Genomic DNA, 15,676 nt, shown 5'->3' with positions numbered 1-15,676 from the left:
CGCTGCAATGGCTTCTTTGCAAGATATTCAGCGTCGTATTTCATCCACTAAAAAGACGCGTCAAATTACGAGTGCCATGCAAATGGTCTCAACGGCTAAATTAGGACAAATTCAACGTTACAGTAAAGGTTACCAATCTTATGCTGCTCGTTTGGAAGCGATTGTGGAGCATCTTGTATCTGCTCATCTCTTTGATAATGCAGATGCTAATCATATTCCCTTGATTGCGCAACGGACCATCGAAAAAACTGGCATCTTAGTTGTGACATCAGATCGTGGATTAGTTGGCTCATATAATGCCAATGTCATCAAGCAAACAAATGCTTTGATGGCACGATTGAATTTGAATACCACCAACACGACAATTCTTGCCGTTGGTGGTAACGGGGCTGATTTCTATAAGAAACGTGGCTTTGAAGTCATTTTAGAACACCGCGGTGTTTCAGATGTACCATCATTTAATGAAATTCGCTCAGTTGTTAAAACGGTGACGAGTTTGTATGAGACTGAAGTGTTTGATGCACTTCATGTCGTATATAATCACTTCGTAAACCGTATGACGAGTGAGTATCGTGATGTGCAATTACTACCATTGACTGGTGATACATTGAATGCCATGGGTGGTACAGAAGCTGAAAAAGCAGAATTGAATATTCAAAGTGCGTATGAAATTGAGCCTGATACAACAGCTGTTTTAAATGTTGTATTGCCGCAATTTGCACAAAGTCTAGTGTATGAAGCAGTTCTTGACGCAAAAACAGCTGAACATGCAGCCTCATCTACAGCGATGAAGGGGGCTACAGATAATGCCAAAGACCTAATCGGTCGCTTGGAATTGCAGTTCAACCGTGCACGTCAAGCAGCGATTACGACAGAAATTACAGAAATTACAGGTGGTATGGCTGCATTGGAGTAAACAGCCTGTTCACACTGGCACTTGTCAGCGCGAACGTGTTTATGAAAAAGACATATGACTACTATTAAATTAACTGCTTTCGGGCAGTAATGTGAGAGATAATGTGCAACAGTAAAGCATACATTATCTCGCTCTAAACTGAAAGGAAAACGACAATGAGTACTGGAAAAGTCGTACAAGTGATTGGTCCGGTCGTCGATGTTGCGTTTGAAGCAGGGCAACAAGTGCCTGATATCAATAATGCGCTTAAGATCGATAAGGGCGAAGGCCAAACATTGACAGTTGAAGTTTCATTGGCATTGGGTGACGGGATCGTCCGTACAATTGCTATGGATTCAACGGATGGACTCCAACGTGGTATGTCAGTAACTGATACTGGCGATGCAATTACAGTGCCAGTTGGAGAGGCTACTTTAGGTCGCGTTTTCAACGTGTTGGGAGAACCAGTGGATAATAACGGTGATCTTTCTGCCGAAACTCCACGACATTCTATTCACCGTGAAGCACCTAAATATGATGAATTAGCCAACTCTACGGAAATTTTGGAAACGGGTATCAAAGTGATTGATTTACTCGCACCTTATGTTCGTGGTGGAAAAATTGGTTTGTTTGGTGGTGCTGGTGTTGGTAAAACAGTTCTGATTCAAGAATTGATTCACAACATTGCACAAGGTCACAATGGTATTTCTGTCTTTACGGGTGTCGGCGAACGTACACGTGAAGGAAATGATATGTATCATGAAATGGCAGAGTCAGGTGTTTTGAAACAAACTGCCATGGTTTATGGTCAAATGAATGAACCACCAGGCGCACGTATGCGTGTTGCCTTGACTGGTTTAACAATGGCTGAAAACTTCCGTGATGATGAAGGTAAGGATGTGTTATTGTTTATTGATAACATTTTCCGTTTCACACAAGCTGGGTCTGAAGTTTCAGCCTTGCTTGGTCGTATTCCTTCTGCCGTTGGGTATCAACCAACTTTGGCAACAGAGATGGGACAATTGCAAGAGCGTATTACGTCGACAAAGAAGGGTTCAGTGACGTCAATCCAAGCCGTATATGTGCCTGCCGATGATTATACTGATCCAGCGCCTGCAACGACATTTGCGCATTTGGATGCGACAACGAACTTGGAACGCTCATTGACGCAACAGGGTATTTATCCAGCTGTTGATCCGTTGGCTTCAACTTCTTCTGCGCTTGATCCTCAAATTGTTGGTCAAGAACATTACGAAATTGCAACAGAAGTACAACGGACGCTACAACGTTACCGTGAATTGCAAGATATTATCTCAATCTTGGGCATGGATGAATTGTCAGACGAGGAGAAAACGACTGTTAATCGTGCACGTCGTATTCAGTTCTTCTTATCACAACCATTCTCTGTTGCTGAAACATTTACAGGTATCAATGGTGAATATGTACCAGTTGCTGAAACTGTGCGCTCGTTCAAGGATATCTTAGATGGTAAATATGACGATTTGCCTGAAGACGCCTTCCGTAATGTCGGTGCCATTGAACAAGTTGTTGAAAAAGCCAAAACAATGGCCCAATAAGGGGGTATTGAAAAATGGCAGATGAAACAGCTACTGTAGCAACAACGGGTATCACAGTGCAAATTGTAACACCTATTGGTGAAATTTATAATGAGAGCAATATTGAATTGGCTATTGTAAATACGCAAGGTGGGCAAATTGGTATTATGCGTAAGCATGTACCGTTGTTGGCTGCCTTGACAATCAATGAACTGCTGGTTAAAAGTAATGGTCAAACGGAGACGTTAGCTGTTAATGGCGGGATTGCTGAGTTTTCTAACGATCTGTTGACTGTTGTCGCAGATAGTGCTGAAACATCTGGCAATATTGATATGACACGTGCTGAAAATGCAAAAGAACGTGCTGAAACACGTATTGCACATGCACAAAATGACAACAATGATGCAGAATTGATGCGTGCGCGTGTTGCTTTGATGCGTGCCGTAAACCGTATTCATGTTGCTGCAATTAGACAAGGTAAATAATTAACAGAGATGCAAAATCAGTATTGAAGTTGATATTGAAAGCCGAATGAAAACATTCGGCTTTTTTGTATTTGACAGTAATAATCTGGCATAATCATGTGCAGGAAAACGGTGTAAAAACCAAACGTTCGGAAATGTGGCTATATTTTCGTTTAATGTTCGTCATGTGCCGGACGTTCCATATTTAAATGAGATGATTCTAACTGTGAAAAAGGTTTCACGGGCTATTTTTCTGTTATATTAGTAATCGAGGGAATATACAATATCTTTACAAAAAAGAAACGTTATGTTGACTCGATTTTAATATAGTTAAATTGTACTATTTTTGACAGATGAACTGCCAACAGGCATACAGGAGAGAAAGCATTATGAGTAAGAACACGAAAACACTCGTAGGGATCGTCATCGTTGTTGTCATTGCAATTGCAGCATACTTCGGATTCACGCATACTGGATCACAGGCGTCATCTGACAAATCTATAAAAGATTTAAAAATTTATTTTGTGCCTTCAAAACAGCCTGATCAAATTGTGACGATGACAAAACCTATGAAGGGGTTGTTGACGAAAGAATTGAAAAAAGAAGGCTATGATGTTAAAAATGTTGATATCAAAGTTGGGACAAGTTATGAGGCTGCTGGTGAGGCGCTTTCTTCTGGCACGGCCGATATAGGTTTCATTCCTGGTGGCACTTATGTGATGTATCAAGATAGTGTCAAACCATTATTGACAGCCACGCGTGCTGGCTTAAACAAAGATTTCTCAAATGCGGCGAAATGGAATGATGGGAAACCCACTGAACTAGTCACTAAACAAGCGTCAACCTACCGTTCGTTGTTCATCGCAGGCCCTTCAAAAAAGGGACAAGAATTGGCTAAAAAAATCAATTCTGGTGAAAAGTTAACATGGGAAGATGTTAATTCAGCCAAGTGGGGATTGTCATCAACAACCTCATCAGCTGGTTATATTTACCCATCATTGTGGTTGAATAAAAATTATAAGAAAACTGTTGCAGATTTAAAAAGTACCGTAACAGTTGACTCATATGGTTCAGGTATGGCGCGTTTGGCTTCAGGTCAAATTGATATTATGCCTACTTATGGTGATGCACGTCGTGACTTTGCGACTGCATGGACAACAGACTATAAGCAACCAAAATCAATTTGGGCAGAAACAAATGTTATCGGTGTGTCACAAGAAATTTATAATGATACAATTTCAGTATCAAAGAAGTCTAAGACAATGACAACTGAACTTGAAAAGGCGCTGTCAAAGGCATTTATTAACTTAGCAAAAACTAAAGAAGGCAAGAAAGTGATTGCCATTTATTCACATGAAGGGTATGTCCCAGCGAAGTCATCTAATTATGATGGTGAACGTGCAGCACAAAAATTATTACGAGATTCTCAAAAGTAATTAAGACGTCAGAAAAGCAGCGCAAACAGCGCCGCTTTTCTTGCGTTAGAGCCATTAAGGCGTAACTACATAAAATTTTAGGATGGCAATCATGATTAAATTTGAACATGTTTCAAAAACATATCCCAATGGCGTAAAGGGACTACAAGATATTAATTTAGAAATTCAAGATGGTGAATTTATTGGTATCATCGGTATGTCCGGTGCGGGTAAATCAACGTTCATTAGAACAATCAATCGTTTAAATAACATAACTGAGGGACAATTAACAGTTGATGGCGTAGAGATTTCTGGATTAAAGGGCAAAGCGTTACGTCAATATCGTCGCAAAGTAGGCATGATTTTCCAATCATACAATCTTGTACCACGTATCTCGGTCATCAAAAATGTTTTGAGTTCGTTAGTACCTGATATGTCATTGATGCGTGTTATGTTTGGTCTGTTTTCAAAGGAAGATAAAATCCGTGCTTTGGAGGCATTAGACCGTGTTTCAATGTTAGAAAAAGCTTTTGTGCGTACTGACCAATTATCTGGTGGTCAGCAACAACGTGTATCTTTAGCCAGAACGTTGGCACAAAATCCACGTGTGTTATTGGCTGATGAACCAGTAGCAGCCCTGGATCCTGTTACGGCACATGAAGTAATGAATGATTTTAAACGAATTAATGAAGAACTAGGACAAACAGTTTTGATTAATATTCACCATGTCGATTTAGCTCTGGAATATTCTAAGCGCATTGTGGGTATTCGTTCGGGTAAGATTGTATATGATGGCCCAGTTTCTGGTGTGACAAAAGATATTTTAGATTTAATTTATAGTAAAGATGAGGCTGAATAATGGGTTGGTATGATAAATTATTTGAAGCTGAAAGTTTTACGCTGGCCAATGGTAAAACTGTATCTCGAAAATTTACGCGCATACCATTAATCATACTCTTAATGGTGATTGGTATTGCTGTATCTGTGTGGGTGACCGGTTTTAGTTTGGTGACGTTATTTGCAAATATTGCTGGTTTTTGGCATCTTTTTGGTAGTATGTTTCCGCCAAAATTGTCATATTTTTTACAAGTATGGCGGCCGTTATTGATGACTATTCAAATGTCGTTTTTTGGTTCGTTTTTTGGCTCTTTAATGGCTTTACCATTTGCTATTTTGGCGGCCAGTAACATCACCAATAATCGTATAATTAATATTATTGTGCGCTTTGTTTTAACCGTCGTACGTACCATACCAACACTAGTTTCCGCCTTAATTGCCACCTATATCTTTGGCTTAGGCACATTTGCTGGTACTGTTGCCATCTTTCTATTTAGTTTTTCATTTGTTGGTAAGCAACTGTTTGAATATATGGAAACAGTTGACATGGGCGCCTATGAAGCGTTGACTGCTACGGGTGCAAATACACCACGTGCATTTGTGACAACCATTTTCCCGCAAATTTTACCTACCTATCTTTCAACGGCATTATTTGCTTTTGAAGGTAATGTACGCTATGCAGCCATTCTGGGTTATGTCGGTGCTGGTGGTATTGGTATGATTTTAAATGAAAAAATTGGCTGGCGTGAATTCCAAAGTGTCGGTATGATTCTGTTGTCCATATTCGTTGCTGTGGTCATTATTGAAACAGTTAGCCAACAACTACGGAAGCATTTGAGTTAGGGAGAGAACAACATGAACAAGAAATTAGAGGCTGTTCTCAGTAAGGAACCAAGTCGCCGAGTGCAGTATAGTGTTACAATTGCTATTCTTTTGATATTATTAGTATCATCTGCTCCTGCATTGGGCGGTGCACAGATGACATCTAAAGGGTTTGAAATTGGCTGGAGCATCTTAACTGGTATTTTTACGCCTGATACAAGTTTGCTGTTCGGTTTAGGGGACAGTGGTGTTGCCTATTTGATATTACAAACTATTGCAATTGCTTTTTTAGGCACACTAGTTGGTGCAGTGATTGCTGTGCCATTGTCATTTATATCAGCGACAAACATTGTGCCACGACCAGTTGTGTTAGTCACGCGGTTTATCATTATGGCAATCCGTACGGTACCCTCATTGGTATATGGTTTAATGTTTATTCGCGTAACTGGTCCCGGGCCTTTTGCTGGCGTCATGACATTGGCAATTGTATCCATTGGTATGATTTCAAAACTCTTTATTGAAACAATTGAAGATTTAGATGCTGGCATTCTGGAATCATTAGATGCCTTTGGATCAACATTGTTTCAAAAAATTAGATATGGCATTTTGCCACAGCTTGGATCAGATTTTATTTCAATCCTAGTGTATCGATTTGATATGAATTTACGTGAAGCGACTATTTTGGGTCTTGTTGGCGCTGGTGGTATTGGGGCACCTATGATTTTTGCTCTAAGTGCTTACCATTGGCATCAAGTGGGGGCAATATTGATTGGTTTGTTCCTTTTGGTTTTTGTTGTTGAGATTTTATCAGACAAACTGCGCCAAAAGATTCTACATGGTTAAGTATATAAGGGGACGGCTGATGTCGTTCTTTTTTTGGAGAAAAATATGACACAGTTTAAAATTTATTATACATCTGACGTACATGGTTATTTGTTGCCAACAGACTATATAAAAAATGGTAGTCAGCCGCTTGGGTTGAGCAATGTCGCAGTTAATTACGAAAAGGATGGCAATACAATTATTGTTGATGGGGGTGATATGTATCAAGGATCACCAATGTTACAGTACCTGCAAAAAAATAATGGTATAGATGCGGTTACAATAGCGATGAACTTGGCGGGATATGATTATGTCACGTTGGGCAATCATGATTTTAATTTTGGTTATGATGTGTTAAAAAAGCATTTATCTCATCTAGATGCAACAGTTATTGCTGAAAATGTCGTCGATGAGGCAGGAAAAACAATTTATCCAGCACAGGTGAAAGTTCTTGAGAATGGCACGAAGGTTGGCTTAATTGGGTTGGTAACAGATTATATCAATGTTTGGGAAAAGCCAGAACATTTGCAAGGAATTAATATTGAATCACCTTTGATTAAGGCAGCGGACACTATTTCAAAATTACGTCAAGAAGTAGACGTTGTGATTGGTGTCTATCATGGCGGATATGAACGTGACATGGTAACGGGTAATGTTGTCAGTGAGACCACAGAAAATATTGCATGGCAATTGACAAATGAACTTGATCTGGATGTATTATTAACGGGTCATCAGCATGGCAACGTGCCACCACAAGTCGTCAATGGCGTATTGACCTTACAAATGCCCAATCAAGCACAAATGTATGCCGAGATTAAGGGGAGCAAAATAAATGATAAGTGGCAAATCAGGGCTGAAACAAAATCAGTTGGTATCGTTAGTCAACCTGATATAACCGCGGCACTACAACCCTTGCAAACTCAAGTCGAACATTGGTTGGATCAACCGATAGCACAATTAGATGACAGTATTGAAGTGAAACCACCTTTGTACTTAGCACAACATGGCAATAAAATTTTACAGTGGGTTGCTAATGTGCAACTCCTAGCATCAGCAGCAGACATTACTTTAGTCAGTTTAAATAATAATTCGTCGAATCTCCCACAACATGTTACTGTTCGCAGTATCTTGCAAAACTATCCGTTTGATAACACACTGGTCACAAAACAAGTGACAGGACATGATTTACGCCTCAGCTTGGAACACACGGCAAGTTACTTTAGCATGTTAAACAAGCAATTGGCGGTTAATCCGGAATGGTTAGTACCCAAAGTAGAACATTATAATTATGATTTAGCTTATGGCATTGATTACGAATTTGATATCTCTCGTTCCGTGGGGGAACGTGTGACAAAATTAATCTATCAAGGTGCTGAAGTGACAGATAATGATGTGCTCACAGTGTCAATGAACAACTATCGTGCTGTTGGGGGTGGAAATTATCCCAAATATAGGCAATCTAAAACAATTTTAGCTGGTGATCAGGCAATACAAGATATGCTTACGACGTTTTTTAAGACAAATAAACAACTACCTCAAACACCAAAATTACATTTTAACGTTAAATTTTAAACAAAAATGCGCGAAATGTTTATTAAATAACAGAACGTAATAGAATTGACATCATCTCGATGTTTCGCTATTATATTCAAAGCATAAACTTATCTACATACAACAAGACAAAAGAAATCAAATAAATCTATGAGGTAGATAATACATGTTTAGTTTTACAAAGTCATTAACAATCGCTGCTGGTGTTGCCGGCGCATTCGCATTCGGTGCTTCAAACGTTAACGCTGATACAACAAATAGCTCACAAAACGTACCAACAGATTATGTTGTTAAGTCGGGTGACACGCTGAATAAAATTTCTCAAGAATTCAACCTATCTGTGGCACAAATTGCCACTAACAATAACATTAGTAATGTTGATGTTATTCTGGTTGGTCAACATTTGGCATTCGCTCAAAAAGCAGCAGTCGCTGCTGTTGCCCCACAAGCACAACAACCAGCACCTGCTGTACAACAACCAACAGCACCTGTTGTCAACAACGTTACAGTACAGGTTCAACAACCAGTAGCAGCTCCGGCGCCACAAGCACAAGTGGCATCGTCTTCTGCTTTGGATTCATTAATTTCACGTGAATCAAGTGGCAATGTTAACGCCACAAACGGTCAATACTATGGTATTGGTCAGTTGTCACCACAAGCACGTGCAATGTACGGTGGTAACTCTGCTGATTACAATGATCAATTGAACGCCATGAAGTCATACATCAACGCCCGTTACGGTAGTGCTGAAAATGCTTGGGCACATTCACAAGCTAATGGTTGGTATTAATTAGAATTTTATTCATAATTGTATAGATACAAAATTTAAAAACGCTTTGGCGTTTTTTTTTTCGATAAAATATGACTGAATTTAACAGACTTTTGAAGTATTCAAACTTTTTCGTGTTAAAATATGACTAATGCGACATGACATAGAGCATTAATATCTTGAAAAGAGTTGGAAGAATGATCGTTATGATGGCTAAGGTGAACAAATTTTCATGAAACAAACTAATCAACCAAAAAATCAGTTAACTAATGGAACAGCTTGGCTTGCATTTGGTAACATTACTTCCAGAGTATTAGGTGCACTTTATGTTATTCCATGGACACTCATGTTAGGGACATTGTCCTTGCAGGCAAACACACTGATGGGAAAAGGATATAATTTATATCAGTTTTTCTTAATGCTCTCGACAGCTGGATTACCCTCAGCTGTTGCCAAACTAACGGCGCAGCTGCAGGGATATGAAAAACATAAATTTATTTATAAGGCAACTTTAATTAGTTTGTGTGCAGGCCTGCTATGTAGCCTATTACTTTGGATATTAGCACCACTTTTGTCAATGGGGGATCAAAACGTGACGCCTGTTTTACGTTCGCTATCATTTGCGGTGCTTATTTTTCCCTTTCTATCGGTTTTACGGGGGCAATTGCAGGGTGAACTTAAAATGGTAGACATTGCTAAGTCTGATATTATTGAACAGTTTTTCCGAGTAGTTTATATGTTATCATCAGCATATTTTATTTTGAACATTCAACATGGTAGCTGGATAACGGTTGTAGTCCATTCGACTTTTGCTGCTTCTCTGGGTGCTTGGTTAGCAACTATTTTCTTGGTTTTTCGTATTTATGGTTCAAATAAAAGTATACCGTTGAAACAATCAATAAAACAGGTACCTGCCAATCAAGAAATCAAATTACGGCATATACTTATTCAAGCAGTACCATTTGTGCTTATCGGTGGCTTTTTGTCGACATATCAATGGATTGATCAATTTAGTTTTCATCCTTTGATGGCAAAATTTTATGCCAATGTATCTAGCGAAGAAATTGAAACAATATTTGGTATATTTAATTTTAATAGCAATAAATTAATTATGATTATTGTCTCGCTTTCTGTATCTATTGCTGCTACTGTTTTACCACTTGTGACTAAACATCGCTTTGATTCACAGATTTTGAAACAATATATTAGTCAATCATATTTATTATTTTGTTTAATCACTTTGCCTGCTTGTGCAACACTTTACACGTTAGCTAGACCGATTTATATCGTGTTCTATGGTAATTATGCTCAGCCACAGCAATATATGCCGATGGTTCAAATTTCGGCTTTTATTGCCTTACTTATGGGATTGACTACAGTTCTGGCCATGATACTACAGGGGCTTAGCAAGACGCTCGTCGCTTTGAGAGCTATCGGTATTGGCATGGTTGTTAAATTATTGTGCCAACCAATAATGATTTATCTGACTGGGACAATTGGCGCGTTATTAGCCACATTGATCTCAATGGTTGCGATTACAACATTAATGGGCATGTATGTTGTGAAACGATTCAATCTTTTATCACATCTTGATACGCAAAAATTAAATGTGATATATATGTGTACGCTATTATTGCTGGTGGCGTTTTCATTGATCAGTAGTTGGGAAAACCGATTCATATTGCCCACTAGAATTAATTCATGTATTTTTCTTGTTGCTATGGGCAGCATTTTTGGTGGTATAGTGTTGGGTATATATAAAAAATATGATATTCTAGGCACTATAAAAAATAGATAAAGTGACGACCAAAACAATTGGTCGTTTTTTAATTTGAATAAAATTTTAAATATTGATTTTATTACCCGTAAATTCGCCTAAAAACAATTTTTTTTGTATAATGAAACTATGCAAATTAATTATGATTTTTTAGACAATTATACTTTTAACAATAAGGCTGTTACTTTACGCAACCATATTGTTATGGCACCGACAACGTTACGAGCGTCATTGGCAGATGGTAGTGTCAGTGATAATGAATTAAATTACTATCGTATGCGTGCTCAGGGTCCGGCGATGATTATCACTGAGACGGCCTATGTTAACGATCTTGGTCGTGGCTGGGAAGGCGGTATTTCCGTTTCTGATGATGATAAAATTCCTGGCTTGCGTCGCTTGGCCAGCACAATCCAGTCAGGTGGTGCTAAAGCTATTTTACAAATTTTTGCTGCCGGTCGACAAACAACAACTGACATTTTACGCGGGCAGCAACCGGTATCTGCTTCACAGCAAGCTTATCCACATGGTGAGCATGAAGTGCCACGTGCTCTGACCCACGACGAAATTTCTCAAACGATTGCAGACTTTGCCCAAGCTACCAAACGGGCAATTTTGGCAGGATTTGATGGCGTAGAATTACATGGTGCAAATCTTTATCTCATGCAGCAGTTTTTTTCACCAGATAGTAATAGACGTGATGATCTTTGGGGTGGTACCGTTGAAAAACGCCGGCGCTTCGGTTTAGCAGTTACGGCTAAAGTGGCACAGACAATTGAAAAATATGCTGATAAACCATTTCTATTAGGGTATCGTCAATCACCGGAGGAACCGATGACACCTGGCATAACACTAGAAGAATCGCTTGAATTCGCTAAGCAAATAACGACGTTGTCTGTTGATTACCTTCATTTATCGTTAAAGGATGCTTTTCAATCTCCTTTTCGAGATCAAGCAGATACGCAAGCAATCATTGATTATTACAGAGCGATTTTGCCACAAAATTATCCGCTTTTCGTGGCCGGATTACTCAAAAAACCAGAGCAGGTAGAGTCGTTGTTAGACACAGGTGGCGCAGGTACTTTTGCGGCTTTAGGACGTGAATTGATTATTGAACCGAATTGGGTACAAAAAGTTAAAAATAACGATGAAGCGGCAATTCGTTATGCCTTATCACCATCAGATTTTGAGTTACTTGGCATACCCAAAATATTAGAAAAATGGTTGTTAACGCGCTTTAGAAATGGTCTACCAATTACGACAGATTTTGAATTTGATCCGATGAAACCATGGCAGTATTATAAACATGCTGTGATTCAAACGCCTAAACCGATTGATCCGACACAGTTAATGACGTTGAAAAAGCGGCAATAATGCGGTATATTTGCTGTTTTTAGAAAAAACAAAAATATTTTTTAAAAAAGTATTGACGATTAATTTAATTCTTGCTATACTAGTATAGTTGTCTGGTAGATATCAGACATCACTGACCATGGCTCGTTGGTCAAGCGGCTAAGACGCTGCCCTTTCACGGCGGAATCGAGAGTTCGATTCTCTCACGAGCTATATCAAGTCGCAACTTCGGTTGCGGCTTTTTATGTGCGTTTTAATGCAACCATTTTTTGTGTTTTATCACTAAAAAGCGTATAATTAAAGCACTGAATTTGAAGAGAGTGAGACTCATTTTGGACAATAAAATTAAAATTGATGAAACGCAATATCTCAATAAAACACAACATGCGATGGAAAAATCGTTGCAAATGACAGCATCTGAAATTAAAGCTACGAATAAAAATATCGACTCAGTTGCTCGCAACTGGGGTGATGTTCGCCTAAAAACAGATACCTACTCCGGCATCGTGGAAACGGCTGCTTCAATTCGTCAGCAACAGCAAATGCTATCTGAACGTGAGAACTCCAAAACGCGTGCGGAACGTCGCTTTGCCACGTTGACGAAGCAAATTGATAAGCCGTACTTTGCTCGTATTGATTTTAGTGAATCTTCTAGTCAAAATCCTGAACAAGAAACAATATACATTGGACTGGGCTCATTTAGCGATGAAAAGAATCACTTTTTAGTTTACGATTGGCGCGCACCGGTTGCCTCAATTTACTATGACGGCGGTATTGGTGATGTTGACTACTTAACACCTGATGGCACGCAACAAGCCAACGTGACACTCAAACGTCAATTCCAAATTGAAGATGGCGTGATTGTAACGCTGTTTGACACGGAAGAAGCAATTGGGGATGCGATGTTGATGAATGCGCTGTCCGGTGAATCATCAACTAAAATGAAATCCATCGTCACAACGATTCAAAAAGAGCAAAATAAAATTATTCGTAATACAAGTGCCGATTTATTATTTGTTCAAGGTGCTGCCGGATCTGGTAAAACAGCAGCTGTATTACAGCGTGTTGCTTATTTACTTTATCGTTATCGTGGGAAATTAACATCAGGACAAGTTGTATTATTTAGTCCCAACCAGTTGTTTAATGATTACATTGATAATGTTTTGCCGGAACTTGGTGAGCAAAATATGGTGCAGATGACATTTTATCAATATGCATCACGCCGATTACCTAAAATTGACGTTGAGACTTTGCAGACGCGTTTTGAGCACGATGCAAAGGATACAACGATTAACTTTGCCAAGGGCAGTTTGGCTATGTTTGAGGCTGTCACGGCATACGCAGAGCATCTAAATCGTTCAGATGTGCGAGTTCGCAGTGTTATGTTTCGTGGCGAGCCGTTAATCTCAAAAGAACGTATTACTGAAATATATTATCAATACAATGAAAACTATAAGTTAGGCCAACGAATAGAAGCGACACGAGATACTTTGATGCGTATATTAAGTTCGCAAGTTGGCCTAGAAGTGCGTAAAGATTGGGTTGAATTAGCCATTGAAAATCTATCTAAGCAAGAATATGACGAACTTGTTGGTGCAGGTAAAGTACGCATAGGTGACGATCAAGAGCAGGATGCTGCAGCAATGACACGACAAGCGCAACTTGGGGATGGCCCCAAAGAACGTGAGTTTGCAAGTGAAAAAGCAGAGCGTCAATTTTTGTCTAGGCAAATTGTTAACCAATCATTAAGGCCGTTAGCGCGTCAAATACGTCGCGCAAACTTTTTAAATATTAACGCCCAATTTGTTGATTTTCTAAGACAAGCGCATCATTATTTGGATTTGAAAACTTTTAATATTACTGATTCTGACTGGTTAGCCCATGTGGAAACAGTTATTGCGTCATTACGTGCCAAACAATTATCATTGACTGACACCACGTTATACCTTTATTTATATGATTTGATCACGGGTAAAAGTGGTGAGCGTGACATTCGTTTCCTATTTATTGATGAAATTCAAGATTACACGCCGTTCCAACTGGCATTTTTAAAGTTTAGTTTCCCTAGAGCTAAATTTACTGTTTTGGGTGATTTGAACCAAGCAATTTTCACCAAAGATAATGCGACAAATCTACAAGTTGATTTTGCGTCGTTATTTGATAGTGAACGTGTTGCAAATGTTAAGCTGACACAAACTTATCGTTCAACGCAGCAAATCACTGATTTTACGAAATACATTTTACGCGATGGCCAAGACATTGATGCCTTTAATCGTGATGGTAAAAAGCCAGTGCTTTACACGTTACCAAGTGAAGCCGACATGCTATTAAGACTACGTGCACAAGTAGAACAACACGTGTTAAATCAAGATACAACGGCAATCATTACCAAAACACGTGCAGATGCTCAGGCTTTAGCCGCGCAACTTGACGATAAAAAAGTGACATTGATTCAATCAGAAAATCAGCGATTAGCAAAAGGGACGATTATTGTTCCTTCATATCTAGCCAAAGGGTTGGAGTTTGATGCCGTGATTATTTGGCACGCTGATAACTCGCGTTATGGGGATGATTCTGAACGCCGATTGTTGTACACTGTGGCAAGTCGTGCTATGCATACATTGACACTGTTGGCCGAAAACAGTGCGTCCATTTTATTAAATGAGGTACCAAAGTATTTATATGAGGCCAAATGATGGACGAACTAATTCAAAAAATTAATCAAAAATTTCAACATAAGTTTATGACTATTGCTATTGCGGGATCGGTATCTGTTGGGAAAAGTACATTTGCTAACAAATTAGCGCAATCTTTGACGCAACAAGCGACAGTCATTAGTACAGATGATTTTTTAATGCCAAATAGCGTGCTACATGCGGAAAACCTTTTTAATCAAAAAGGTTTTCCGCAAACGTACGATATGGCAAAATTAGAACGGGTTATGACACTTTTTCAATCTGGAGAATTATCAGTTGAGATACCTTACTATACACAAGAAGCGGCTGACATTCATCCGGAAAAAACACAAATAATTCAAAGACCTGAAATTCTTATCATTGAAGGTGTTGTTGCGTTACAATTACAGCAAACAGATTTTAAGATTTATTTAGATGCTGATTTGTCAGATATTAAGTCGTGGTATTTAACGCGAACACTAGAAATGACGGCATTGTCAAAAAATGATCCAACATCGTGGCGTTATCAGTATGCGCAGATGCCGATTGGTGAATTCTCAAATTTGGTGATGACAATTTGGGACGAGACGAATCAGGTAAATCTGGATCGTTATATTTTACCGACTAAGCAATGTGCAGATGCCTTAGTTATGCTTGATGAAAACCATGATATTCAACGTATCACAATAAAATAATTACAATAGATTGTCAACTTTGTTGACAATCTATTTAGTTAGGCGTAA

At 38.9% G+C, this 15,676-nt stretch carries 13 protein-coding genes and 1 tRNA gene; all 14 read left to right on the top strand.

The window, feature by feature from the left end:
- The first annotated feature begins 7 nt into the window (after nucleotides 1–7).
- The 14 genes from AB3K24_RS09125 to AB3K24_RS09060 all read left to right on the top strand — a co-directional run bounded on the left by AB3K24_RS09125 (nucleotide 8) and on the right by AB3K24_RS09060 (nucleotide 15,628).
- Nucleotides 8–916 carry a F0F1 ATP synthase subunit gamma gene (locus AB3K24_RS09125; RefSeq protein WP_367975251.1) on the top strand — a complete coding sequence of 303 codons (909 nt, stop codon included), beginning with the start codon at nucleotides 8–10 and terminating at the stop codon, nucleotides 914–916.
- Nucleotides 917–1,071: 155 nt separating this feature from the next.
- Nucleotides 1,072–2,472, top strand: coding sequence for a F0F1 ATP synthase subunit beta (gene atpD, locus AB3K24_RS09120; RefSeq protein ID WP_367975250.1), 1,401 nt, complete (start codon nucleotides 1,072–1,074; stop codon nucleotides 2,470–2,472).
- Nucleotides 2,473–2,486: 14 nt separating this feature from the next.
- Complete coding sequence (locus AB3K24_RS09115; protein WP_367975248.1) at nucleotides 2,487–2,936, top strand: F0F1 ATP synthase subunit epsilon; 450 nt, start codon at nucleotides 2,487–2,489, stop codon at nucleotides 2,934–2,936.
- 368 nt (nucleotides 2,937–3,304) lie between these two features.
- A complete protein-coding gene (locus tag AB3K24_RS09110) occupies nucleotides 3,305–4,351 on the top strand; it encodes a phosphate/phosphite/phosphonate ABC transporter substrate-binding protein (RefSeq protein ID WP_367975247.1) in 1,047 nt (348 codons plus the stop codon).
- A gap of 91 nt (nucleotides 4,352–4,442) precedes the next feature.
- Nucleotides 4,443–5,189, top strand: coding sequence for a phosphonate ABC transporter ATP-binding protein (gene phnC, locus AB3K24_RS09105; RefSeq protein ID WP_367975245.1), 747 nt, complete (start codon nucleotides 4,443–4,445; stop codon nucleotides 5,187–5,189).
- The gene (gene phnE, locus AB3K24_RS09100; protein ID WP_367975244.1) at nucleotides 5,189–6,010 is read left to right on the top strand and encodes a phosphonate ABC transporter, permease protein PhnE; all 822 of its coding nucleotides are present in this window, start codon (nucleotides 5,189–5,191) and stop codon (nucleotides 6,008–6,010) included. The genes phnC and phnE (AB3K24_RS09100) overlap by 1 nt, the downstream gene beginning before the upstream one ends.
- 12 nt (nucleotides 6,011–6,022) lie before the next feature.
- Nucleotides 6,023–6,832 (top strand): phosphonate ABC transporter, permease protein PhnE, encoded by an 810-nt coding sequence (gene phnE, locus AB3K24_RS09095; RefSeq protein ID WP_367975242.1) that lies wholly within the window; start codon nucleotides 6,023–6,025, stop codon nucleotides 6,830–6,832.
- Nucleotides 6,833–6,877: 45 nt separating this feature from the next.
- Nucleotides 6,878–8,383, top strand: coding sequence for a bifunctional metallophosphatase/5'-nucleotidase (locus AB3K24_RS09090; protein ID WP_367975240.1), 1,506 nt, complete (start codon nucleotides 6,878–6,880; stop codon nucleotides 8,381–8,383).
- 145 nt (nucleotides 8,384–8,528) lie between these two features.
- Entirely contained in the window at nucleotides 8,529–9,152 is a 624-nt protein-coding gene (locus tag AB3K24_RS09085; RefSeq protein ID WP_367975238.1) for a LysM peptidoglycan-binding domain-containing protein, read from the top strand.
- Nucleotides 9,153–9,363: 211 nt separating this feature from the next.
- A complete protein-coding gene (locus AB3K24_RS09080; RefSeq protein ID WP_367975237.1) occupies nucleotides 9,364–10,929 on the top strand; it encodes an oligosaccharide flippase family protein in 1,566 nt (521 codons plus the stop codon).
- A gap of 108 nt (nucleotides 10,930–11,037) precedes the next feature.
- Nucleotides 11,038–12,279 (top strand): NADH-dependent flavin oxidoreductase, encoded by a 1,242-nt coding sequence (locus AB3K24_RS09075; RefSeq protein WP_367975236.1) that lies wholly within the window; start codon nucleotides 11,038–11,040, stop codon nucleotides 12,277–12,279.
- A 120-nt stretch (nucleotides 12,280–12,399) separates the two neighbouring features.
- Nucleotides 12,400–12,471: transfer RNA gene (locus AB3K24_RS09070), tRNA-Glu, on the top strand.
- 119 nt (nucleotides 12,472–12,590) lie between these two features.
- A complete protein-coding gene (helD, locus tag AB3K24_RS09065) occupies nucleotides 12,591–14,954 on the top strand; it encodes an RNA polymerase recycling motor HelD (protein WP_367975234.1) in 2,364 nt (787 codons plus the stop codon).
- Nucleotides 14,954–15,628 carry a nucleoside/nucleotide kinase family protein gene (locus AB3K24_RS09060; protein WP_367975617.1) on the top strand — a complete coding sequence of 225 codons (675 nt, stop codon included), beginning with the start codon at nucleotides 14,954–14,956 and terminating at the stop codon, nucleotides 15,626–15,628. Before helD ends, AB3K24_RS09060 begins: the two co-directional genes overlap by 1 nt.
- Nucleotides 15,629–15,676: the final 48 nt, after the last annotated feature.

It is taken from the genome of Leuconostoc aquikimchii, assembly GCF_040838325.1.
Classification (GTDB): Bacteria; Bacillota; Bacilli; order Lactobacillales; family Lactobacillaceae; genus Leuconostoc; species Leuconostoc aquikimchii.
The sequence above is the reverse complement of the archived record's forward strand: the minus strand, read 5'-3'. Positions and strand labels throughout refer to the sequence as shown.